Genomic DNA, 20,728 nt, shown 5'->3' on the forward strand with positions numbered 1-20,728 from the left:
GCGGGTCTCTCGCAGCCAAGAACCGACTTTTTCTAAGGCTTATCGATTACAAGAACGTATGGTCCAGCACACCGAACCCGATCAGACCCTGATCAAGATGCCCTCGCTGCGCGCCGTCAAGGCATTCGTCGCCGCCGCCCGCTACCAGAATTTCACCCGCGCCGCCGAAGCGCTGTGCGTGACCCAGGCGGCGATCAGCCGGCAGATCCGCGACCTGGAACTGCACCTGGGGGCGGAGCTGTTCAACCGCGCCGGGCGCGCGGTGGAGCTGACCCCGGCCGGCTCGATCTTCTACGACGCGGTGCAGTTGTCGTTCACCAACATCGCCCAGGCCGCCGAGCGCATTCGCCACCACGACAGCCCCAAGCAGCGCATCACCCTGTGCTGCACACCCGCCTTCGCCAATTTCTGGCTGGGGCCGAAGCTGCCTGCGCTGTTTGCCGCCTACCCCGAGATCGACCTGAACATCGTCACGGTGCAGAACTTCCTGACCCTGGAGAACGGCGTCAGCCCGGACATCATCATCTGCAAACGCGCCAAGAGCGGGCAAGGCTACTTCAGCCAGCCGCTGGTCTGTGACGTGATCTACCCGGTGTGCAGCCCGGCCTTCCTGGAGCAGCATCCCGACATCCAGACCCTGGACGGCCTGCGCGATACCGCGCTGCTCAACCTCAGCCCGTTCGGCCGCTCACAGGTGGCCGAGCACGTGGACTGGAAGGTCTGGTTCGCCTATCAGGACATCGACCTGGAGTGCCGCGACGCCGAGGCGCCACAGTTGTTCAATGCCAACGACTTCAGCCTGCTGATGCAACTGGCGCAGAACCACCAGGGCGTGGCCCTCGGCTGGCACTACCTGGTGGCGCCGCTGGTGGCACAGGGCCTGCTGGTGCGGCCGGTGCGTGAAACCCTGGTGCACCGCGACACCCGCCACTACCTCAGCATCAGCGAGGCCAAGAGCCACGATGCCAGTTGCTGCAAGCTGCGCGACTGGCTGCTGGAACAGTTCGACTGGTCGCTGCACGAGGAGGTCGACGCCCTGCCGACGGGCTAGCAGCCACTAGCCCTTCAACGCCGCCTCGATCGCCGCGACGTCGATCTTGCCCATGCCCAACATCGCCTCGAAGGCCCGCTTGGCAGCGGCCTTGTCGGGGTTGGCGATGGCCTCGAGGAGAATGCGCGGGGTGATCTGCCACGAGATCCCCCACTTGTCCTTGCACCAGCCACACACGCTCTCGCTGCCGCCGTTGCTGACAATGGCCTGCCAGAAGCGGTCGGTCTCGGCCTGGTCTTCGGTGCAGACCTGGAACGAAAACGCTTCGCAATGCTTGAACGTGCTACCGCCATTGAGCCCCACGCACGGGATGCCCATGACGGTGAATTCCACGGTGATCACATCCCCGGCCTTGCCCGATGGATAGTCGGCCGGTGCCGGATGCACCGCCACCACCCGGCTGTCGGGAAAGGTGCGGGCATAGAAGTTGGCCGCCTCCTCGGCGTCCTGGTCGAACCACAGGCAGATCGTGTTTCGGGCAGTCATGGCCGCGCTCCAGGGTGAACGATGAGCCTTGAGTCTAGCCCTGGCGACAGGCGCACGACACCGCAGGCGATCAGAAAAGCACTACATCAATCAGCGATTCTTCCCACAACCAGAGCGCTTTACAGCACGGCATCATTCCTGGCAAACCTCACGCGCGATAACCCGCAGGGAGAATCAGGTTTGCCGAACCACGAAGCCAAATTGCAGCATCTGAGCCCCGAACAGCTAGAAGCGCTGTACCGCGAATACCTGAAGGGGGAAAAAATCGCGCTGTTGCTGCAGCGCTACAACCTCGACATTGCCCCCGGCAGCCTGATCAAGGCACTGCCGCCGGTACCCTGCGCCGGGCTGACGTGCCCGTACTGCAAGACGAGCCTGTACCAGCGGCCCAAATGCAGGACCGCGCAGAGCAGCAAAGAGCTGCTGGCCTTCTGCAAGACCTGCGACCACCGCCATTACTTCGCCTCACCGTCCAATTGGCGCTGCGAGTGCACCTGCCGCCCCTGCCAGGCGTCACGTACCCGCGTGCACCAGGAGCAGGCCGTCGAACAACGCAAGCGGGTCAGGGAGCACTGGTCGATAACCCGGAAAAATCCCATTTCCCTGCAAAGCCTTTCGATCACCCACAGGCTGCAGATGATGGCCATGCTCCAGGTGCGCATGGATGTCCGGCATAATTGCCTGGGCGCGGCCGATCACGCTGTCGGCGACTTGCGCGTCAGCCCTTCCCAGGCCATGGACAGCACGATACTGCAAGCGCTGCACGAGAAGCAGCTGCTGCTGGTCGACCCCGAATCGCCCCTGGAGGCCTTCAGCCGCGACCAACCGCCGAAGGCCTGGCAGAGCAAGGTGCGCTGGTTGAGCAACGTCAGCCTGGATGGCCAACGGCGAGCCAGCCCGGCGCAGCTGTACCGCGCACTGCACAGCTCGTTGCTCGAAGGCCCCCGCAGGCACTGGCACGATGAAATCATCGACTGTGTCCAGGCGCTGTGCGTCGAAGAGCTCTGCACTTACCTGGCAGCGCAGTGCGCAGCCCATGGCCTGCCTTGGGAATCTGCCAGACGCGCCAGCGAGGCGGCAGCGCGGCTGCTCCAGGTGCATTCGGTGCAGCGTGCCTGTTGCCTGGCCGATGCCGCCCTGCAAGGCGCCCTGACGTTCATCGCCCGCCACCAGGTCAGCAAGGCGCATGCGGCCAGCACCATCGCCGGGTGCATGCTGGCGCTGAGCGAGCAAGCCGTCCGCGAGCAGTGGCTATTGACGCCACCGCAGAACGCCCCTCGCGGCGCACGTTCAAGCCTCAACCAGGCGCTGTTCGGCGTGCTGTTGAAGCAGACCGACCACGGCCTCGAGCAACCGCCCGCCGCGTACACGGCCTTGCTTGCGGGGCGGGCTGACCCGTGACTATCCTGGCGTTTGCAACATTCTGCAGACAATTCCTAAGCCAAGCGGTGAACCTGCTTACAAAAATGCGGTCTGTCCCAGACGGTCAATTCACCGACCGGTTCGTCGGCCCCTCGATGATGAGCAGTCACCGGGCCTCTATTTTCTGTTGCAGCGAAGACCCCCACATGCCTGAATCCCGCCCAGTCTCCCTCGCCCTCCCTGCCCTGCGCGGCAGCCTGATCGCCGCCCTGGTGGCCCTCGCCGCCCCGGTGCATGCCGAAGAGCCTGCCAGCGATGCGCGCTGGGTCAGCGACAGCCTGAGCACCTACGTGCGCAGTGGCCCGACCGATGGCCACCGCATCGTCGGCACGCTCAAGTCCGGGCAGAAGCTCACCCTGATCGGCAGCCAGGGCAACTACAGCCAGGTGCGTGGGCAAAGCGGCGATGTGGTGTGGATCCTCACCAGCGACCTGCAGGCGGTGCCTGGCCAGAACGAGCGCCTGCCGCAGCTCGATGCCCAGGTGGCGGACCTGTCCGGTCAGCTCAAGACCATCGACGACAGCTGGAAGAACCGCGTCCAGGGCATGCAGGAGACCCTGGATTCACGCAAGCAACTGATCGCCGAGCTGGAGGCGCGCAACCAGGCGCTGAACGAACAGCTCGACCAGAGCCAGTCGAGCCTGCGTGACACCCAGGCGCGCCTGGGCGACGAGAACAAGCAGGTGATGATGCGCTACATGGTCTATGGCGGCAGCATCGCCGGTGCCGGACTGCTGGCGGGGTTGATCCTGCCGGCCCTGACCCGCGGGCGGAAGAAGAACGACCGCTGGTTCTGATGAAGGCCATGTGGGCCTTTTCGCGGGTTCGACCGCGAAAAGGCCCACATGCTTGCGCCGCTACTTGCTGCGCGCCTTGTTATAGATGGTCTTGGCCTGGTCCGCGGCAGCCTGGCACTTGGTCATGTCGCCGGCATCGCGGGCCTTCTTGGCTTCTTCCCATTTCACTTTGAAATCATGCGCCATGCCACCGTGCATCAACTGGCCACTGGCCTTGTGGTCGGCTTCCAGCTCTTTGATTTTCGCATCGCAATTGGTCTTTGGATCGGCATGAGCGGCAACGCTCAGTACCGAAGCAATCACCAGCAGTATCATGGATTTCATGGAGCGTTCTCCTTGGAAATCGAGGGGTTCATCGAGAGACATAGGCTCGATGCAGCAACCAGCATAGTCGGCAAGGCATCATGATGCCTGCCCGGCTCCCGGCCGATTACTGACGCAACCGCGCCAATGCATCCAGCACATGGCCCGTGGCCCGATCCACATGTCCTTCACGGCAGGCTATCCCTAGCTGCCGCCACAATCCCGGCACCAACGGCCTTCGCGCGATACGCCGGTCCAGTTCCGCCGCCTCGCCTTCCTGGGGCAGCAAGGTCGCGCCATAGCCGGCGCCCACCAGGCTCTTGATCGCGTCGTTGTAGTTCAGTTCGATCCGCGCCTCGGGGTACAGCCCGGCCGCCGCGAACCATTCACCCGTCACCCGCGACAGCTGGGTGCTGCTGTCGTTGAGGATCAGTGCCCGCTGCCCCAGCCAGGCCGGGGAGATCTCGGCCGGCGGCTGCCACTCGGCGGGCACGTAGGCGAGGATCGGGTCGCGCCGCCAGGGCGCCAACCTGACCCCTTTGCCGGCCACCTGGGGCAAGGCCACCAGGGCGATGTCCAGGCTGCCTTCACGCAGCCGCGTCAGCGAGGCCTGGGAGGTCAGCACCTGCACCTGCACGTCGATGCCAGGGTGCGCCTCGCCCAGGTGCTCCAGGGCCTTGGGCAACAGGTGGGCGATGGCGCCGGTGGAGGCGCCCAGGCGCACGCGGCCGGTCAGCCCTTCGACCTGCCGGCGCACTTCGTCCAACGCCAGGTCGGCGTCGGCCAGCAGGCGCCGGGCGCGGGCCAGCAGGGTTTCGCCGATGGCGGTGGGGCGTACCTGGTTACGATTGCGGGTGAGCAGCGGTGCGCCGACCCGGGCCTCCAGCTCGGCCACGTGCAGGCTGATGGTGGGCGGTGCCAGGTTGAGCTGGCGGGCGGCCTCGGCGAAAGAGCCCAGGTCGGTGATGACCACCAGGGTGCGGAGGCGGTCGAGGCTGATTTCGCGCATGGGGTCGAGGCTCTGTGTAGCCTGTGCCGGCCTCTTCGCGGGTAAACCCGCTCCCACAGGGTCCGCACAGCTCTCAAACCTGGTGCAGTACCTGTGGGAGCGGGTTTACCCGCGAAGAGGCCGGCACAGGAGATAATGGATTCAGAAAACATGAACATGAGCGTCATGATATTCAAATTTTCTTTATCTGCGCCACAGGCGAGCATGCACCACCCCTCCCCTGACCGGACCCGACCATGCACACCCCTGTAGTCTTCATCGACGGCGACCAAGGCACCACCGGCCTGCAGATCCACACCCGCCTCCAGGGCCGCGACGACCTGCGCCTGCTGACCCTGCCCGAAGCCGAGCGCAAGGAACCGCAACGCCGCCGCGAGGCAATCAACAGCGCCGACATCGCCCTGCTCTGCCTGCCCGACGCTGCCGCCCGTGAAGCCGTGGCGGCCATCGACAACCCCGCCGTACGGGTGATCGACGCAAGCTCCGCGCACCGCACCAGTCCAGGCTGGGTCTACGGTTTGCCGGAGCTGGACGAAGGCCAGGCCGAACGCATCGCCCAGGCCACCCGGGTGAGCAACCCCGGCTGCTACCCCACCGGCGCCATCGCCCTGCTGCGCCCGCTGGTCAAGGCCGGCCTGCTGCCGGCCGACTACCCGCTGAGCATCCATGCCATCTCCGGCTATTCCGGCGGCGGCCGCGCTGCGGTGGAAAAACATGAAAACCCAGGTCAGCAACACACACCGACCTTGCAGCTTTACGGTCTGGAGCTGGCCCACAAGCACGTGCCGGAAATCCAGCTGCATGCCGGCCTGGCGGCTCGGCCGATGTTCCTGCCGGGCTACGCGGCCTATCGCCAGGGCATCGTCCTGAGCATCCCGCTGCAGCTGCGCCTGTTGCCGGGCAGGCCCGACGCGGAGCACTTGCAGGCCTGCCTCGAGCAGCACTATCAGGGCGCCCGCCACGTACAAGTGATGCCGCTGCACCAGCACGGCCCGGCAGCCGCGCTTGACCCCGAGGCGCTGAACGACAGCAATGACCTGCGCCTGGCCCTGTATGCCAACCCCGAGCACGGCCAGGTGCTGCTGACGGCGGTGTTCGACAACCTCGGCAAAGGTGCCTCGGGGGCGGCGGTGCAGAACCTCGACCTGATGCTCGCCGCGATGCGCGGCTGAAAAGGGGTTAGACTGTGCACCCCGCGCCAGCCCGGCGCGGGGTGAGTTCACCGCAGCCGGAGCCCGTCCACCGATGTTCATCCTGAGCCGCCTCGACAGCGTGCCGCCCGAATCCTTCCAGAACCAGATCCGTGACCTGGTGATCCACAACGTCGGCGAACTGAGCAGCGTCGCCATCCGCGCCGACAACCCGCTGTACCCGCTGTACCAGTATGGCGTCGGCATGGAGGTGCACCAGTACCTGCAGGCCATGGACGGCACCCGCGGCCTGGCCGTGGCGCTGACCCTGGCGCTGGACGCCGAGGCGCCGGACCGTCTGCTCGGTTTCGCCCTGACCCTGCCCGCCCAGGACAATCCCCAGGCCTGCGCCCTGGCATTTCTCGCCGTGGCCCCCGGGCAGCGTCGCCAGGGCATCGCCCGGGCGCTGTTGGGTGACCTGCAGGGGCGCTTTGCCCAGGTCGAGCTCAATGCCTTCGCCCACCAGGTGTCGTGGTTCGAGGCGATGGGCATGCAGGTGGTGGCGGCCAGCGGGCCGCAGGTGCTGATGAGCAGCACCGGCCAGGCCAGCGGCGCGCTGATCGGGCGGCTGGACATTGCGCCGATCTACCAGACGGCCGAGGTGTTGCAGATCCATACCTACTTGCTCAATCAGCAGGGCGAGGATGCCATGCTCGAGGCCGAGCAGCAGCGGGATGAGTGGCTGGATGGGTTGACGGAGCAGGCCAAGGCCTGTGTGCGGGAGCGCAAGTCGGTGCATTGAACCTTTGGGGCTGCTTTGCAGCCCTTTCGCGACACAAGGCCGCTCCTACAAGGATCGCATTTCTCTGTAGGAGCGGCCTTGTGTCGCGAAAGGGCCGCAAAGCGGCCCCGGCAATCGTCAGGCATGCACCCAACGCCGATGCAGTCCGCGGGCCAGCGCATCAAGCATGAACCCCAACACCCCGATCAACAGCACCATCGCCATCAGCTCCGAATACGCCAGGCGGTCGCGGGTATCGAGAATGAAATACCCCAGCCCCGCACTCACCCCAAGCATCTCGCACGGCACCAGCACGATCCACAGGATGCCGATGGCCAAGCGCACGCCGGTCAGCACATGGCCGATCACCCCAGGGATGATGACCCTGCACAGCGTCTCCCAGCGCGTGGCGCTGAGGCTGCGGCTCAGTTGCAGCCAGCGCGGGTCGAGCTGGCGCACCCCGGCCGCGGTGTTGAGCAGGATCGGCCACAACGCGGCAAAGGCCAGCAGGAAGTAGATCGGCTGGTCGCCCACGCCCATCAGCATCACCACCACCGGCATCCACGACAGCGGCGAGATCATCCGCAGGAACTGAAAGGCCGGTGTGGTCGCCGCTTCCAGATGCCGGTAGCTGCCCACCAGCAGGCCCAGCGGCACACCGATCAGCAGCGCCAGCAACAGCCCGACGAGTATGCGCTTGAGGCTGACCCAGGCGTGCCCGTAGACCTCGCCATGCGCCAGCAGCTCGCCCAGGCTGGCCAGGGTCGCCTGGGGCGAAAAGCGCGCCGAGAGGCCATCGGCCTCGCCGAACACCTGCACCCCCGCCCACCACAGCAGCAGCAATCCCAGCAGGCCGGCCAGGCCGAGGCCGGCATGTACCACGTGCTTGCCCATCAGACCGCGAACTCCTCGCTACGCTCGAAGTTGTCGGCAATGCCGAACACCGCCGGGCCGCCGACCGCGGCGATGGCATTGCGCACGAAGCGGTCGTCGACCAGGTCCCGGGCCACGTGGGCCGGGTCCAGGCCCGCAAGGAAACCACGCTCGCCTTCGATCAGGGTGTTCTTCAGGCGCTTGACCAGCTCCTCGGTGTAGCTCGGGTACGGGTAGGGCTGGAAATCGATGCGTTTTTCATCCCACTGCTGGTGCTGGATGGCGCCGCTGGCAATGTAGCCGGCACGGTCTTCAGCGCTCGGCGCCAACACTTTGCCGAGCACTGCCGGTTCGTGCGGGGTGTACTTGTTGGGGCCGGCCTTGGACAGCAGCGCCGCCGCCTCGGCGCGATGGTCACGGGTCCACTGCTGGGCCTTGACGATGGCGTTGACCACCTTCTGCGACCACACCGGGCGGTTGTTCAGGTCGTGCTCGTGCATGAACACCACGCAGCAGGCGTGGTTGCGCCAGACGTCGCCGGTAAAGCGCTGTACGCGGCCGACCTTGAGGTTCTCGGCCAGGGCATTGAACGGTTCGGCGACGATATAGCCGGCGATGCGCTTGCTGGCCAGGGCCGGCGGCATGTCCGAGGGCGGCAGCACCAGCAGGTTGACCTCGTTGGCGGCCAATGGCGCGTTGGCCGGCTTGGACACGGCGCTCAGGCCGTTTTCGTCGAGCATCTGCTGCAGCACCACGTTGTGGATCGAGTACCAGAACGGGATCGCCACGGTCTTGCCACCGAGCTGTTTCATCTCGGTGATGTCCGGCGCCACGGTGAGGCCCGAGCCGCCAACGTGGTTCCACGCCACGACCTTGGCCGGCACCTTGCTGCCATAGCGCGCCCACACGGTCATCGGCGACAGCAGGTGGATGACATTGACCTGGCCGGAGATGAACGCCTCGATCACCTGGGCCCAGCTGCGCAGCAGCACCGGGCGTTCGGCCTTGATGCCTTCGGCCTCGAACAGGCCATTGTTGTGCGCCACCAGCAGGGGCGTGGCGTCGGTGATCGGCAGGTAGCCGATGCGCACCGGCGCGTCCGGCTCGGCGGCGGCGCGCGCCTGCAGGCTCGACAGCAGCGGCACGGCGCCGGCGGCGGTGAGCATGGCGCTGAGCTTGAGGAAATCGCGACGCGAGGTGGAGGAACAGCAGTCATCCATGCACATGCACAGGCTCCGAAGGCAGCGGGGTTGGCTGAGGTTGGTCAGGGCGGCTGGCACGCCGCAGGGTTTTCAGGATGTCGATGCGCAACGCGCCCAACTCCTCGACCCGCTGCGCGCGGGGTTGCGGCAGGTCGATGGGCCATTGGCCGAGAATGCGCGCCGGATGGTCGCCCAGCAGCAGCACGCGGTCGGACAACAACAGCGCTTCGTCGATGTCGTGGGTAATCAGCACTGCGGCGGTGTTGTGGGTGGCGATCAGTTGCAGGAGTAGTTGCTGCATGTCGGCGCGGGTCACTTCGTCCAACGCACCGAAGGGTTCATCAAGCAGCAGCACCTCGGGCTGGCGCGCAAGGCAGCGCGCCAGCGCGGTGCGCTGGGCCATGCCGCCGGACAGCTGCGCCGGGTACTGGGTGCGCGCGTGGGCCAGGCCCACCGCGGCAATCGCATGGTCGATGCGGGCGCGGCGCTCGGCAGTGGCCAGCTTGGGCTGGCGGGCAAAGTCCAGGCCGAAGGCGACGTTGCTTTCAAGGCTCAGCCAGGGCAGCAGGCTGGGGTCCTGGAAGGCCACTGCCAGGCGCGGGTGCGGGCCCTGCAACGGCTCGCCGCGCAGGGTCACGCTGCCGCCACGCGGCGCCTGCAGGCCGGCCAGCACCCGCAGCAGGCTGGACTTGCCCACCCCGCTGGGGCCAAGGATGGTCACCACCTCGCCCGGCGCCAGTTGCAGGTCGAAGCGCGCCAGCACCTCCTGCCAGCCGTTCTCGCGCGGGTAGCCCAGGCTGATCTCGCGGGCTTCGAGCAAGGCCTGGGTCATGCGTTGGCGGCCTGGCGGTGCAGTTCGGCGCGCAGTTGCACCAGGCTCGGGGTGACGATCGGCACGAACGCCGATTCGCGCCAGCGACGGGCGAAGCCGGCACCGAATTCGTCCAGATAGGCCTTGCCGCCGCTGGCCTGCAATTCCAGCTGGACGGCGTCGGCGGCGCTTTCGGCCAGGGTGATGCGCAGCTTGAACAGCGCGGCCGGCTGGCTCAGGAAGCGGCCTTCGAGCAGGCCCTGCTTGAGCTCGGCGACGGTGTTTTCCAGGCGTTCCTTGAGCACCTGGCGATGTTCTTCGAGGAACGACAGGCGCCCGTGCAGGTGCTCGTGCACCTCATCCAGCGAGCGCCGCGCCAGGCCGATGGCCATGCCGCACTGCAAGGCGAGGAAGGCCGGGCGCACCTTGGGCAGGAACTCCCGGGCGTTCTCGTGCAGCAACCAGTCGCGGCTCAATTGCACCTGGTGGAAGGCCAATGCTGCGGTGTTGCTCGATTGCAGGCCCATCAGCTCCAGGTCGTCGGAGCGCTCCAGGCCCTGGACACTGGACGGGATCGCCATGATGAACGGTGAGCCGCCGGCGTCATCCTCGATCGCCGCCGCCACCACGAAGCCGCTCTTGCGCAGGTTGGTCACCCAGTGCAGGCGGCCTTCGAGGGTCCAACCGCCCTCCCCGGGGCGGCCGCACACCTGCAGCGCCTCGATACCGGAGAGAAACTTCATGGCGTTGGAAAGGCCGGTGGCGCCGGCCAGCTCGCCGGTCAGCAAGCCCGGCAACAGGCGCTCGCGCAGCCCCTGGTTGGGGCTTTGCAGCAGGTATTCGATGAAGGCGCGCTGGCCCCAGCAAACGAACGCCGCGGCCAGCGAGCGGCTGGCGATGGCGGCGATGGCCTCGACGGCATGGGTGACCGCGCCACCACTGCCGCCCAGGGCCGGCTCCACGCCGACGCGCAGCAGTTGCGACTCGGCGATATGCGCCAGGACCAACTGCGGGTCGCACTGGCCCTGGTCGATTGCCTCGGCATTGGCATCCAGCCACTGACGAAATGCACTGTCAAGCATGTCCCTACTCCTTTTGATACGCAGGCGCCACCAGCGCCGGGCGCGGTTTTACGCGGTCGGCTGCCAGCGGTACTTGCTCAGCTCGTCGTTGAGCGGCGTCTGGGCGAACACATTAGCAAAGTTGCACAGGGTTGCGAGACTCACGCCAAGAATCACTTCAAGGGCGTTGCCTTCGCTGAAACCGGCTTCGCGGAAGGCCTGGTAGGTGGCCTCGCCGACATTGCCACGGCTGGCGATCACTTCACGGGCGAATTCGGCCAGGGTCTCGTAGCGGGCGTCGGGCAGTTCGCCACGGGCACGCAGGGCCTCGACCACATCGGCCGGCAGCTTGGCCTTGTTCAGCGCCACGGCGGTGTGGCCGGCGACGCAGAAGTCGCAGCCATGCTGGGTCGCGGCGATCAGTTGGACCACTTCACGCTCGGCCAGGGTCAGCTCGGACTTGCCATTGAGGGCCGAAACCGTCACGTAGGTTTCCAGCGCCGCCGGGGCATTGGCCAGCACGCCGAGCAGGTTGGGGATGAAGCCGGCATTCTTCTGGGCGTTCTCGAGGAACGGGCGGGCCGCTTCCGGGGCGCTCTGCAGAGTGTGTAGAGTAATGCGCGAAGTCATGGAGGGGAGTCCCTTTGCTGTAGGTCACTACAGTCTGTTGGTTATAAGAATTACCCTCCATATTCATCAGTCGCCTTTCCTTGCTCCTGAGTCTTTGCATTAGATGATTTCATCCAGCCACCTCGTCGATTGGTTATTAGAAGGCCTTGAACTGGACGCCAGTCTGTTTCATGTCGGCCGCTACTGCGGAGGTTGGCATGCCAGCACCCACGGCATGGACCGGGCCAGCTTTCACCTGGTGGTACAGGGCCACTGCTGGCTGCACCTCGACGGCCAGGCCGACGCGCTGCGCCTGGAAGCCGGGGATGCGGTGTTCCTGCTGCGCGACCTGGGCTACCGGTTGTCCGGCGAGCAGGACCCGGCCAGCGCCTGCGCCCAGCCCCGCCAGCCGATGCTGGCGCTGGATGCCAGCGCCAGCGACGGCGTGGGGCTGGTGTGCGGGTTCTTCGACTTCCGCCCGGGGCTGTCGTCGCTGATCGTCGAGGGGCTGGCGGACTGGATCGTGCTGCGCGCCGACGAGCCGGACGGGCATGCGGCGCGGGCACTGTTCGGCTTGATCCTGGAAGAGTGCCGGCGTTCGCCTTCGCAGACCGTACTGGAGCGCCTGACCCACCTGCTGTTCCTGTACGTGCTGCGCCAGCAGGCCCACGCGGGGCAGTCACTGGGTGGGCTGGTGGCGCTCGCTCGCCAGCCGGCATTCGCCGGGTTGCTGGGGCGATTGATCGAGGCGCCGGGGCAGGCGTGGACGCTGGAGAGCATGGCGGCATGCACCGGGCTTTCGCGTTCGGCGTTCTTCAAGCGCTTCAACGAGCTGGCCGGGCAGTCGCCGGGGCAGGTGCTGCTGGCGCTGCGCATGCGCCATGCCTGCCAGTTGCTGCGGGCGGGCAGCACCGTGGAACAGGTGGGGGCGCAGGTGGGGTATCAGTCGGTGGCGGCGTTTACCCGGGCGTTCGCCAAGGCTATCGGGGTGCAGCCGGGGGCTTATCGACGCCAGCATGAAGGGCGTTGACCTGCTGCGGCCCGTTCGCGGGTAAACCCGCTCCCACAGGGGCCCGCACAGATCCCAAGGTTTGTGCAGCCCCTGTAGGAGCGGGTTTACCCGCGAAGAGGCCAGATACATTCAGACCTGGCTGACAGGAATATCCCCGCCACCCTTGCCCTCACGCCGCCCACCCATCCAGTCATTCACCTGCTGCCCGAACTCGGCTGGCGCCTTGCGCCCGAACCGCCGCGCCAGGTCGAGGATGGTCTGTTGCGCCAACGCCTCCTCCATGCGCTTCTGCGCGCCCAGCATTACCGCGTGAATCGCGCAGGTGCCCTCGGTCGCCCAGCCTGGCGCCGAACCTTCGAACAACGTGCAACGTTCACGAATCTCGCGGCAATCGAAGATCTTCTTCCGCCCGTCAATCGCATTGACGATGTCCAGCACGGTGATTTCGTCGGACGGCCGCGCCAGACGGAAACCGCCGCGCACGCCTTCAGTAGCCGCCACCAGCCCGGCCCGGGCCAGCTTGGTGAAGACCTTGGCCAGGTACTCCTGTGGCACGCCCTGCAACTCCGCCAGGTCACGCACGCTGGACTCGCGGGTGTCCCCGCGCTCGTCCACCAGGTACAGCAGGCAATGGATGCCGTATTCGACGCCAGCACTGTAGAGCGACATATCAATCTCCGACCAACTTTGTCGCAAATAGTACGCCGTTAGCTGAAGCAGCGCAAAGCCATTCCACGCCATCCGTCGCTTCCTTGATATTCGAAACGCCCTTGAATGCCTTGATATACGGGCATCCCATGGCAATCGATCAGTGCCGGGCGGAGGGGCTGTCGAAAAAAAAGCTTGCCGACTCAAACTACGATCAATACAGTCGTAGTTATTCGAGCGGCACACACAACACCCTCGAAGCCCTCTTCAACCTCGCGGAGCACCTCCATGAAATCGAACATCCTGATCATCGGTGCCGGCTTTGCCGGTGTCTGGAGCGCCCTGAGCGCCGCCCGCCTGCTCGACCAGGCCCAGCGCGACGACCTGAGCATCAGCGTGCTCGCCCCCCAGCCTGAACTGCGCATCCGCCCACGCTTCTACGAGGCCGACGCGCACACCCTGAAGGCACCGGTGGGCGATTTGTTCGAAGCGGTCGGCGTGCGTTTCATCAGCGGCAATGCCGAGGCCATCGATGCCGAAGGCCGCAACGTGAGCTACACCGATGCCGACGGCCAGCGCCAGCAGATCGCCTATGATCGCCTGATCCTCGCCGCTGGCAGCCAGGTGGCACGCCCCGCGATCCCGGGCCTGGCCGAGCATGCCTTCGATGTCGACCAGATGGAGTCGGCGGTGAAGCTCGAGCAGCACCTGCACGGCCTGGCCGCCCTGCCCGCCTCGCCGGCGCGCAACACCGTAGTGGTCTGCGGCGGTGGCTTCACCGGCATCGAAACCGCCACGGAAATCCCTGTCCGCCTGCGCGCCATCTTCGGCAACGAGGCTGCCGTACGGGTGCTGGTGATCGACCGTGGCACCAGCGTCGGCGCCGCACTGGGCGCCGGCATCACCCCGTCGATCGTCGCGGCCTGCGAGCAGGCCGGCGCCCAATGGCTGACCGGCACCTCGGTGGTGAAGGTGGATGCTGGCGGCGTGACCCTGGACAACGGCGAGTACATCGCCAGCAAGACCGTGATCTGGACCGCAGGCGTGAAGGCCAGCCCGCTGACCGCCCAGGTGGCCGGCGAGCGCGACAACTTCGGCCGCCTCAAGGTCGACGACCACCTCAAGGTGATCGGCCAGGCGCACATCTATGCCACCGGTGACACCGCCTGGGCCGCCGTCGACGAGGTGGGCAATCACGCCCTGATGACCTGCCAGCACGCCATCCCCATGGGCCGCCACTCCGGCAACAACGCCATGGCCGACCTGCTTGGCGTGGCGCCGGTGGTGTACCGCCAGCCCAAGTACGTGACCTGCCTTGACTTGGGCGAATGGGGCGCGGCCTACAGCGAGGGTTGGGAGCGCGAGTTGAAGCTGCACGGCGAAGAAGGCAAGGCCCTGAAACGCCAGATCAACTCGGTCTGGATCTACCCACCAGCCGCGGATCGGGCCTTGGCGCTGGCGGCTGCCGACCCCATGATCGCGATCGTTTAAACGCAAAATCCTGACAGATCCGTCAATAAACGGCGGATTTGTCAGAACTTGTCGTTACATTGAATGACTGGTCAATATTAATGGCCATATGGCATCATTCAGCAAAAAAACAATTCAAGAGGGTGAGGAACACACTTAAATCCGCAGCGCATCGAGAGCCTGGCACCATCCCCGGTGGCCCGGCCTTCCGTCCATGCTCTTGACGCCTGCACGCCACCGTCAAGGAGCATTCCATGCAGTTACGGAATATGAAGATCGGCATTCGCGCAGCCAGCGTGTTCGCCCTGTTGGGCTTGCTGGTCCTGGCCATGGGCCTTATCGCACTCTATGAAACCCGGCAGATGGACTCTGCCACCGACGAAATCCGCGTCACCTGGATGCCCGCCGTGGTCGCCCTCGGCGACATCAGCACCGATCTGGGGCGTGCCCGCGCCATCACCCTGCGCGCTGCGCTGGATGACAACCCGGTCGAACGTGCCCGCAACATCGACCTGGCCAATGCCATCAACGAGCAGCTCAAAGGCAGCCTCAAGGATTACCAGGACACCATCATCGCCGCCGATGACCTCGCGCTGTTCAACGCCTTCGATTCGGCCCACCAGCAATACCTCGACCTGCAGACCCGCGTCCTGCAAGCCATCGGCGCCGGCCGCATGGACGAGGCCAAGCAGCAGATCAGCGGCCCCCTCACCCAGTACGCCGACAGCATGATGAAGGCCATGAGCGCGCTGATCGCCTACAACGGCAAAGGCGCCGACGACGCGTCGCAGCGCAGCAGCGACGTGGCCGACCAGGCCTTCAGCGCGATCATCGGTGCGCTGTCGGTGATCATCCTTGCCCTGGTGGCCATCGCCACCCTGCTCACCCGCAGCATCGTGGTACCGCTGGCCGATGCCGTGGCCGTGGCCGAGCGCGTGGCCACCGGTGACCTGACCAAGGACATCCGCATCACCGGCCGCGATGAACCGGCCCTGCTGCTGGGCGCCCTGGCCCGCATGCAGGCCAGTTTGCGCGACACCCTGCGCCAGATCGCGGCGTCCTCCGACCAGCTGGCTTCGGCATCGGAAGAACTGCACAGCGTCACCGAAGACACCAGCCGCGGCCTGCACCAGCAGAGCGCCGAGATCGACCAGGCCGCCACCGCCGTCAACCAGATGACTGCCGCCGTGGAAGAAGTGGCGAACAATGCGGTGAGCACTGCCGATGCCTCCAGGGGCGCCGACCAGAACACCCGTGACGGCCGCGACCAGGTCAACCAGGCCCTGGCCGAGATCCAGCACCTGGTCGAAGACGTGACCGGCACTGCCGCCGAGATCGAACAACTGGCCAGCAACGCCAACGAGATAAGCCGCGTGCTGGATGTGATTGGCTCGATTGCCGGGCAGACCAACCTGCTGGCCCTGAACGCCGCCATCGAAGCCGCGCGGGCCGGTGAAGCGGGCCGTGGTTTTGCCGTGGTCGCCGATGAAGTGCGCGCCCTCGCCCATCGCACCCAGCAGTCGACGGCGGAGATCGAGCAGATGATCGCCGGGATCCAGAACGGCACCGAGCGCGCGGTGTCGGCGATGCACAGCAGCCAGGGACGGGCCAGCGGCACACTGGAAGTAGCCCAGGGTGCCGGGCAGGCGCTGGAGGTGATTGCCGAGGCGATTGCCTCGATCAACCAGCGCAACCTGGTGATTGCCAGTGCCTCCGAGGAACAGGCCCAGGTGGCCAGGGAAGTGGACCGCAACCTGGTGAACATCCGCGACCTGGCGATGCAGACGTCGGCGGGGGCCAACCAGACCAGCGCTGCGGCGCAGGATCTTTCGCGGTTGGCGGTGGATTTGAACGGCATGGTTGCGCAGTTCAAGGTTTGAGCTGGAATGGTCGGGGCTGCTTTGCAGCCCTTTCGCGACACAAGGCCGCTCCTACACGAGACCCGATCCCCCTGGACTGCGCCCCTGCGACAGAATGCCTCACCATCGTCAGGGTTCTCCTGACTGGCAGGGGTGATAGCCCCGTGCAATCATCTGTAGACAATTTGTCTAACGACCAGCGAGCCGCTGGAAGCAAGCCTTGTCACGGAGTTGCGCATGCAGTTGAGGAACATGAAGATCGGCAAACGGGCAGCTTGCCTGTTTGTACTGCTGGGGGTGCTGGTGTTGGCCATGGGCCTGGTGTCGCTGTACGAGACCCAGCGCATGGACAGCGCCTCTGAGGATGTGCGTGGTGGCTGGATGCCCGCCGTGGTGTCGCTCGGCGCCGTCAGCACCAACCTGGGCCAATCGCGCATCCTGCTGCTGCGCGGCGCCTTGGAGACCGACGCCCAGGCCCGCGCCAGCGCCCTGGCGTCGCTCAAGGCCACCCTCCAGGGCTTGCGCGACGACATCCACGCCTACGAAAAGACCGTCACCACGCCCACCGGGCGGGTGCGCTTCGACGCCTTCACCTCCGCCTACCAGCGTTATGAAGAGCTGCAGACGCGCATTGCCGAGCAGATCGCCACCGGCGATGTGGATGGCGCACGGGCACTGATCGCCGGCCAGCTGAACGCCCAGGCCGAAACCATGATGCAGGCCATGCGCACCCTCATCGAATTCAACAGCACAGGCGCCTACGCCGCCACCCAGCGCACCAGCGACGCGGCCCGTGAAGCCTACCAGATAACCCTGGCCGCCCTGGCGCTGATCATGCTCGCCCTGGCTGCCATCGCCACCGTGCTCACCCGCAGCATCGTCGCGCCGCTGGCCGAGGCGGTGGCAGTGGCCGAGCGCGTGGCCAGCGGCGACCTGACCCGGGATATCCGCATTGTCGGCAGCGATGAGCCGGCCTTGCTGCTGGCGGCCCTGCGCGGCATGCAGGACAACCTGCGCGATACCCTGCGCAGGATCGCCGCCTCTTCCGACCAGTTGGCTTCGGCCTCGGAGGAATTGCACACCGTGACTGAAGACACCAGCCGCGGCCTGCACCAGCAGAGCGCCGAGATCGACCAGGCCGCCACCGCCGTCAACCAGATGACCGCCGCCGTGGAGGAAGTGGCGAGCAACGCGGTCAGCACCGCCGATGCGTCCCAGGGCGCCGACCGCACCACCCGCGATGGCCGCGATCAGGTCAACAAGGCATTGGCGTCGATCCGGCATCTGGTCGAGGACGTGACCGGCACTTCAGCCGAGATCGAGCAACTGGCCAACAACGCCAACGAGATCAGCCGCGTGCTGGACGTGATCGGCGCGATTGCCGGGCAGACCAACCTGCTGGCCCTGAACGCTGCCATCGAAGCCGCGCGGGCCGGTGAAGCGGGCCGTGGTTTTGCCGTGGTCGCCGATGAAGTGCGCGCCCTTGCCCACCGTACCCAGCAGTCGACGGCGGAGATCGAGCAGATGATCGCCGGCATTCAGAACGGCACCGAGCGTGCGGTGGCGGCGATGCACAGCAGCCGCGGGCGGGCCAGCGGCACATTGCAGGTGGCCCAGGGTGCCGGGGATGCGCTGGAAGTGATTGCCGAGGCGATTGCCTCGATCAACGAGCGCAACCTGGTGATTGCCAGTGCTTCGGAGGAACAGGCGCAGGTGGCCAGAGAAGTGGACCGTAACCTGGTGAACATCCGCGACCTGGCGATGCAGACGTCGGCGGGGGCCAACCAGACCAGTGCGGCGGCGCAGGATCTTTCGCGGTTGGCGGTCGACCTGAATGGCATGGTGGCGCAGTTCAAGGTTTGATCTGAAATGGTCGGGGCTGCTTTGCAGCCCTTTCGCGACACAAGGCCGCTCCTACAACCCCTGTAGGAGCGGCCTTGTGTCGCGAAAGGGCCGCAACGCGGCCCCCACCCCAACTGCAGTCAGTCGTTGACGCTAACCACCCGCCCCGCCTTCTCGGCAGCCTTGCCACGGGTCGCCAGGCAGTAATACAGCGGCACCGTCACCAGCAGTCCGAACAGCCAGGACAAGTCAGCCCCTTCGACGATGTTCGAATACGGCCCCACATACAGCGATGTGTTGGCAAACGGCAACTGCACCAGGATGCCGCAGGCGTAGGCAATGATCGCGTGGTGGTTGAAGCGGCCATAGATGCCGCCATCGGCGCGGAAGATCGAGGCAATGTCGTACTGCCCCTTCTTGATCAGATAGAAGTCGATCAGGTTGATCGACGCCCACGGCACCAGCACCAGCAGCAGCGCCAGGATCAGGCCGATGAACTGGCCGATGAAGCCCGCCGAGGCGTTCAACGCTACCATCCCGCAGCCCACCAGGATCACCGAGGCGAGGATCACCCGCACCTTGATGCTCGGCGTCCACTCGGCGATGAAGGTCTGGATCGCGGTGACGATCGACAGCACCGCGCCGTACAGGTTGAGGGCGTTGTGGCTGATGATGTTGAGCAGGAACAGCACCATCAGGATCGGGCCCAGCCAGCCGGTGGCCTGCTTGACCGCGTCCATCGCATCGGTGCCTTCCGGCACGCACAGCACCGCGATGGTACCGAAGCTGAAGCACAGGATGGTGCCCAGGGTGGCGCCGAAGTAGGTGGCCCAGAACGGCTTGGCGATGCCCACTTCACGCGGCAGGTAGCGCGAGTAGTCGGAGGTGTACGGCGAGAAGCTGATCTGCCAGATGATGCCCAGCGACACGGTGGCGATGAAGCCCGACAGGTTGAACGCGCCACGGCTGAGGAAGTCGGCCGGCAGCTCCTGGACGAACATCATGATGAAGCCGGCCAGCAGTGCCGAACCCATCACCCAGGTGCCGATGCGGTTGAGGATGTGGATGAAGCGGTAGCCGATCACGCCGATGGCGGTGGCGCTGAGCGCACCGATCACGATCGCGCCCGGCATCGGCACGCTCGGGGCGATGCCGTGGATGGTCTTGCCCGCGAGGACGATGTTGGAAATGAAGAAGCCGACGTAGATCAGCGCGGTGAAGAACACGATCAGCAAGGCGCCGTAACGGCCGAACTGGCCACGGCTCTGCACCATCTGCGGAATGCCCAGCTGCGGTCCCTGCGCAGAGGCCAGGGCGATGAACACGCCCCCGACAAGATGACCCAGCACGATTGCGATCAGCCCCCACAACAGGTTCAGGTGGAACACCTGGACCACCATCGCGCCGGTGACGATCGGCAGTGGCGCGATGTTGGTGCTGAACCAGAGGGTGAACAGGTCGCGCGCCTTCCCGTGGCGCTCGGCAGGTGGAACGTAATCGACCGTGTGATTCTCGACAAACTGGTGTTGCGACGACGGTTGGGACATAGGTTTCAGCTCGACAGGTCGTTTTTATCTTTGTAAGGAAACCGCATCTAGGCGGCGTCTCTGCTGCGGACCATATTATGGTATTCCAAACTTTTGACAACACTGATCCGCTGTAAAAAACCCCCGCTGATCCGCTCGCGCACACCCTGCGACAAACCGCCTCAGCTCGCAAAGCCACGGGATACGTGGCTTTGCGCCGTTCATCGTGAAAAAACGGCTTTGAAAATTCCGGTTGCAAAATAGGTATTACGGTATACCATCAGACACATCAACGATAAAAACCGCGGACCACCGCAGCCCTTCAGAGGTACACCCGATGATCGACGCAACCGTCTACAAGAACGTCCTGGGCTCCTTCCCGTCCGGCGTGACCGTCATTACCACCCTGGACGACGACGGCTCGGTCGTCGGCCTGACCGCCAGCGCCTTCTCCTCCCTGTCGATGGACCCGCCGCTGGTGCTGTTCTGCCCCAACTACAGCTCCGACTCCTACCCCGTGCTGATCAAGAACAAGCGCTTCGCCATTCACCTGCTCTCCGGTGAGCAGCAGGCCGAAGCCTACGCGTTCGCCAAGAAAGGCAAGGACAAGGCCACCGGCATCGAGTGGAGCCTGAGCGAACTGGGCAACCCGATCCTGGCCGGCGCCACCGCCGTCATCGAGTGCGAACTGTGGCGCGAATACGAAGGTGGCGACCACGCCATCATGGTCGGCAAGGTACACAACCTGATCGTCCCCGAGGAAGCGCCGCGGCCGATGGTCTACTGCCGCGGCAAGATGGCCAGCCTGCCAGCGTTCGCCTGAAGCCTATTCTGAA

20 protein-coding genes are annotated in these 20,728 nt (G+C 65.6%); 10 read left to right on the forward strand and 10 right to left on the reverse strand.

The window, feature by feature from the left end; all coding sequences use genetic code 11:
- Positions 1-58: 58 nt before the first annotated feature.
- The gene (locus ACIP21_RS09475) at positions 59-1,051 is read left to right on the forward strand and encodes a LysR family transcriptional regulator (protein WP_400686719.1); all 993 of its coding nucleotides are present in this window, start codon (positions 59-61) and stop codon (positions 1,049-1,051) included.
- 6 nt (positions 1,052-1,057) lie between these two features.
- Here ACIP21_RS09475 and ACIP21_RS09480 read toward each other — a convergent pair whose 3' ends face one another.
- A complete protein-coding gene (locus ACIP21_RS09480) occupies positions 1,058-1,537 on the reverse strand; it encodes a VOC family protein (protein ID WP_400686721.1) in 480 nt (159 codons plus the stop codon).
- A gap of 180 nt (positions 1,538-1,717) precedes the next feature.
- On the opposite strand from ACIP21_RS09480, the gene ACIP21_RS09485 reads away from it, so the two are divergent.
- Both ACIP21_RS09485 and ACIP21_RS09490 read left to right on the forward strand, forming a co-directional pair.
- Positions 1,718-2,938 (forward strand): hypothetical protein, encoded by a 1,221-nt coding sequence (locus tag ACIP21_RS09485; protein ID WP_400686723.1) that lies wholly within the window; start codon positions 1,718-1,720, stop codon positions 2,936-2,938.
- A 167-nt stretch (positions 2,939-3,105) separates the two neighbouring features.
- Positions 3,106-3,756 (forward strand): TIGR04211 family SH3 domain-containing protein, encoded by a 651-nt coding sequence (locus ACIP21_RS09490; protein ID WP_400686725.1) that lies wholly within the window; start codon positions 3,106-3,108, stop codon positions 3,754-3,756.
- 60 nt (positions 3,757-3,816) lie between these two features.
- Here ACIP21_RS09490 and ACIP21_RS09495 read toward each other — a convergent pair whose 3' ends face one another.
- Entirely contained in the window at positions 3,817-4,080 is a 264-nt protein-coding gene (locus tag ACIP21_RS09495) for a hypothetical protein (protein WP_400686727.1), read from the reverse strand.
- A 106-nt stretch (positions 4,081-4,186) separates the two neighbouring features.
- Complete coding sequence (locus ACIP21_RS09500) at positions 4,187-5,068, reverse strand: LysR family transcriptional regulator (RefSeq protein ID WP_400686729.1); 882 nt, start codon at positions 5,066-5,068, stop codon at positions 4,187-4,189.
- A 236-nt stretch (positions 5,069-5,304) separates the two neighbouring features.
- Between ACIP21_RS09500 and argC the strand changes: the two genes are divergently transcribed.
- Positions 5,305-6,240, forward strand: a complete 936-nt coding sequence (argC, locus tag ACIP21_RS09505; RefSeq protein WP_400686731.1) for an N-acetyl-gamma-glutamyl-phosphate reductase — start codon at positions 5,305-5,307, stop codon at positions 6,238-6,240.
- 73 nt (positions 6,241-6,313) lie between these two features.
- The gene (locus ACIP21_RS09510) at positions 6,314-7,000 is read left to right on the forward strand and encodes a GNAT family N-acetyltransferase (protein ID WP_400686733.1); all 687 of its coding nucleotides are present in this window, start codon (positions 6,314-6,316) and stop codon (positions 6,998-7,000) included.
- Positions 7,001-7,117: 117 nt separating this feature from the next.
- On the opposite strand, the gene ACIP21_RS09515 is transcribed toward ACIP21_RS09510, so the two are convergent.
- Genes ACIP21_RS09515 through ACIP21_RS09535 form a run of 5 tightly spaced genes read right to left on the reverse strand, consistent with a single transcriptional unit; the run spans position 7,118 to position 11,556 of the window.
- Positions 7,118-7,873 carry an ABC transporter permease gene (locus tag ACIP21_RS09515; RefSeq protein WP_400686735.1) on the reverse strand — a complete coding sequence of 252 codons (756 nt, stop codon included), beginning with the start codon at positions 7,871-7,873 and terminating at the stop codon, positions 7,118-7,120.
- Positions 7,873-9,078: an ABC transporter substrate-binding protein gene (locus ACIP21_RS09520; protein ID WP_400686737.1), complete on the reverse strand. Its 1,206-nt coding sequence runs from the start codon at positions 9,076-9,078 to the stop codon at positions 7,873-7,875. The genes ACIP21_RS09515 and ACIP21_RS09520 overlap by 1 nt, the downstream gene beginning before the upstream one ends.
- Positions 9,065-9,886, reverse strand: coding sequence for an ABC transporter ATP-binding protein (locus ACIP21_RS09525; RefSeq protein WP_400686739.1), 822 nt, complete (start codon positions 9,884-9,886; stop codon positions 9,065-9,067). Before ACIP21_RS09525 ends, ACIP21_RS09520 begins: the two co-directional genes overlap by 14 nt.
- Positions 9,883-10,947 carry an acyl-CoA dehydrogenase family protein gene (locus ACIP21_RS09530; protein WP_400686741.1) on the reverse strand — a complete coding sequence of 355 codons (1,065 nt, stop codon included), beginning with the start codon at positions 10,945-10,947 and terminating at the stop codon, positions 9,883-9,885. Before ACIP21_RS09530 ends, ACIP21_RS09525 begins: the two co-directional genes overlap by 4 nt.
- A gap of 48 nt (positions 10,948-10,995) precedes the next feature.
- Positions 10,996-11,556, reverse strand: a complete 561-nt coding sequence (locus ACIP21_RS09535) for a carboxymuconolactone decarboxylase family protein (RefSeq protein ID WP_400686743.1) — start codon at positions 11,554-11,556, stop codon at positions 10,996-10,998.
- 103 nt (positions 11,557-11,659) lie between these two features.
- On the opposite strand from ACIP21_RS09535, the gene ACIP21_RS09540 reads away from it, so the two are divergent.
- Entirely contained in the window at positions 11,660-12,565 is a 906-nt protein-coding gene (locus ACIP21_RS09540; protein WP_400686745.1) for an AraC family transcriptional regulator, read from the forward strand.
- 111 nt (positions 12,566-12,676) lie between these two features.
- Here ACIP21_RS09540 and ACIP21_RS09545 read toward each other — a convergent pair whose 3' ends face one another.
- A complete protein-coding gene (locus tag ACIP21_RS09545) occupies positions 12,677-13,216 on the reverse strand; it encodes an RrF2 family transcriptional regulator (protein WP_400686747.1) in 540 nt (179 codons plus the stop codon).
- Positions 13,217-13,483: 267 nt separating this feature from the next.
- Here ACIP21_RS09545 and ACIP21_RS09550 point away from each other — a divergent pair, with 267 nt between their 5' ends.
- The 3 genes from ACIP21_RS09550 to ACIP21_RS09560 all read left to right on the forward strand — a co-directional run bounded on the left by ACIP21_RS09550 (position 13,484) and on the right by ACIP21_RS09560 (position 18,387).
- Positions 13,484-14,686 carry an NAD(P)/FAD-dependent oxidoreductase gene (locus ACIP21_RS09550; protein ID WP_400686748.1) on the forward strand — a complete coding sequence of 401 codons (1,203 nt, stop codon included), beginning with the start codon at positions 13,484-13,486 and terminating at the stop codon, positions 14,684-14,686.
- Between the two features lie 233 nt (positions 14,687-14,919).
- Complete coding sequence (locus ACIP21_RS09555; protein WP_400686750.1) at positions 14,920-16,545, forward strand: methyl-accepting chemotaxis protein; 1,626 nt, start codon at positions 14,920-14,922, stop codon at positions 16,543-16,545.
- Positions 16,546-16,776: 231 nt separating this feature from the next.
- A complete protein-coding gene (locus ACIP21_RS09560) occupies positions 16,777-18,387 on the forward strand; it encodes a methyl-accepting chemotaxis protein (RefSeq protein WP_400687114.1) in 1,611 nt (536 codons plus the stop codon).
- A 119-nt stretch (positions 18,388-18,506) separates the two neighbouring features.
- On the opposite strand, the gene ACIP21_RS09565 is transcribed toward ACIP21_RS09560, so the two are convergent.
- Positions 18,507-19,913 (reverse strand): purine-cytosine permease family protein, encoded by a 1,407-nt coding sequence (locus ACIP21_RS09565; protein WP_400686752.1) that lies wholly within the window; start codon positions 19,911-19,913, stop codon positions 18,507-18,509.
- Positions 19,914-20,229: 316 nt separating this feature from the next.
- Here ACIP21_RS09565 and ACIP21_RS09570 point away from each other — a divergent pair, with 316 nt between their 5' ends.
- A complete protein-coding gene (locus tag ACIP21_RS09570) occupies positions 20,230-20,715 on the forward strand; it encodes a flavin reductase family protein (protein WP_400686754.1) in 486 nt (161 codons plus the stop codon).
- Positions 20,716-20,728: the final 13 nt, after the last annotated feature.

It is taken from the genome of Pseudomonas sp. NPDC089401 (assembly GCF_044749485.1).
Taxonomy (GTDB): Bacteria; Pseudomonadota; Gammaproteobacteria; order Pseudomonadales; family Pseudomonadaceae; genus Aquipseudomonas.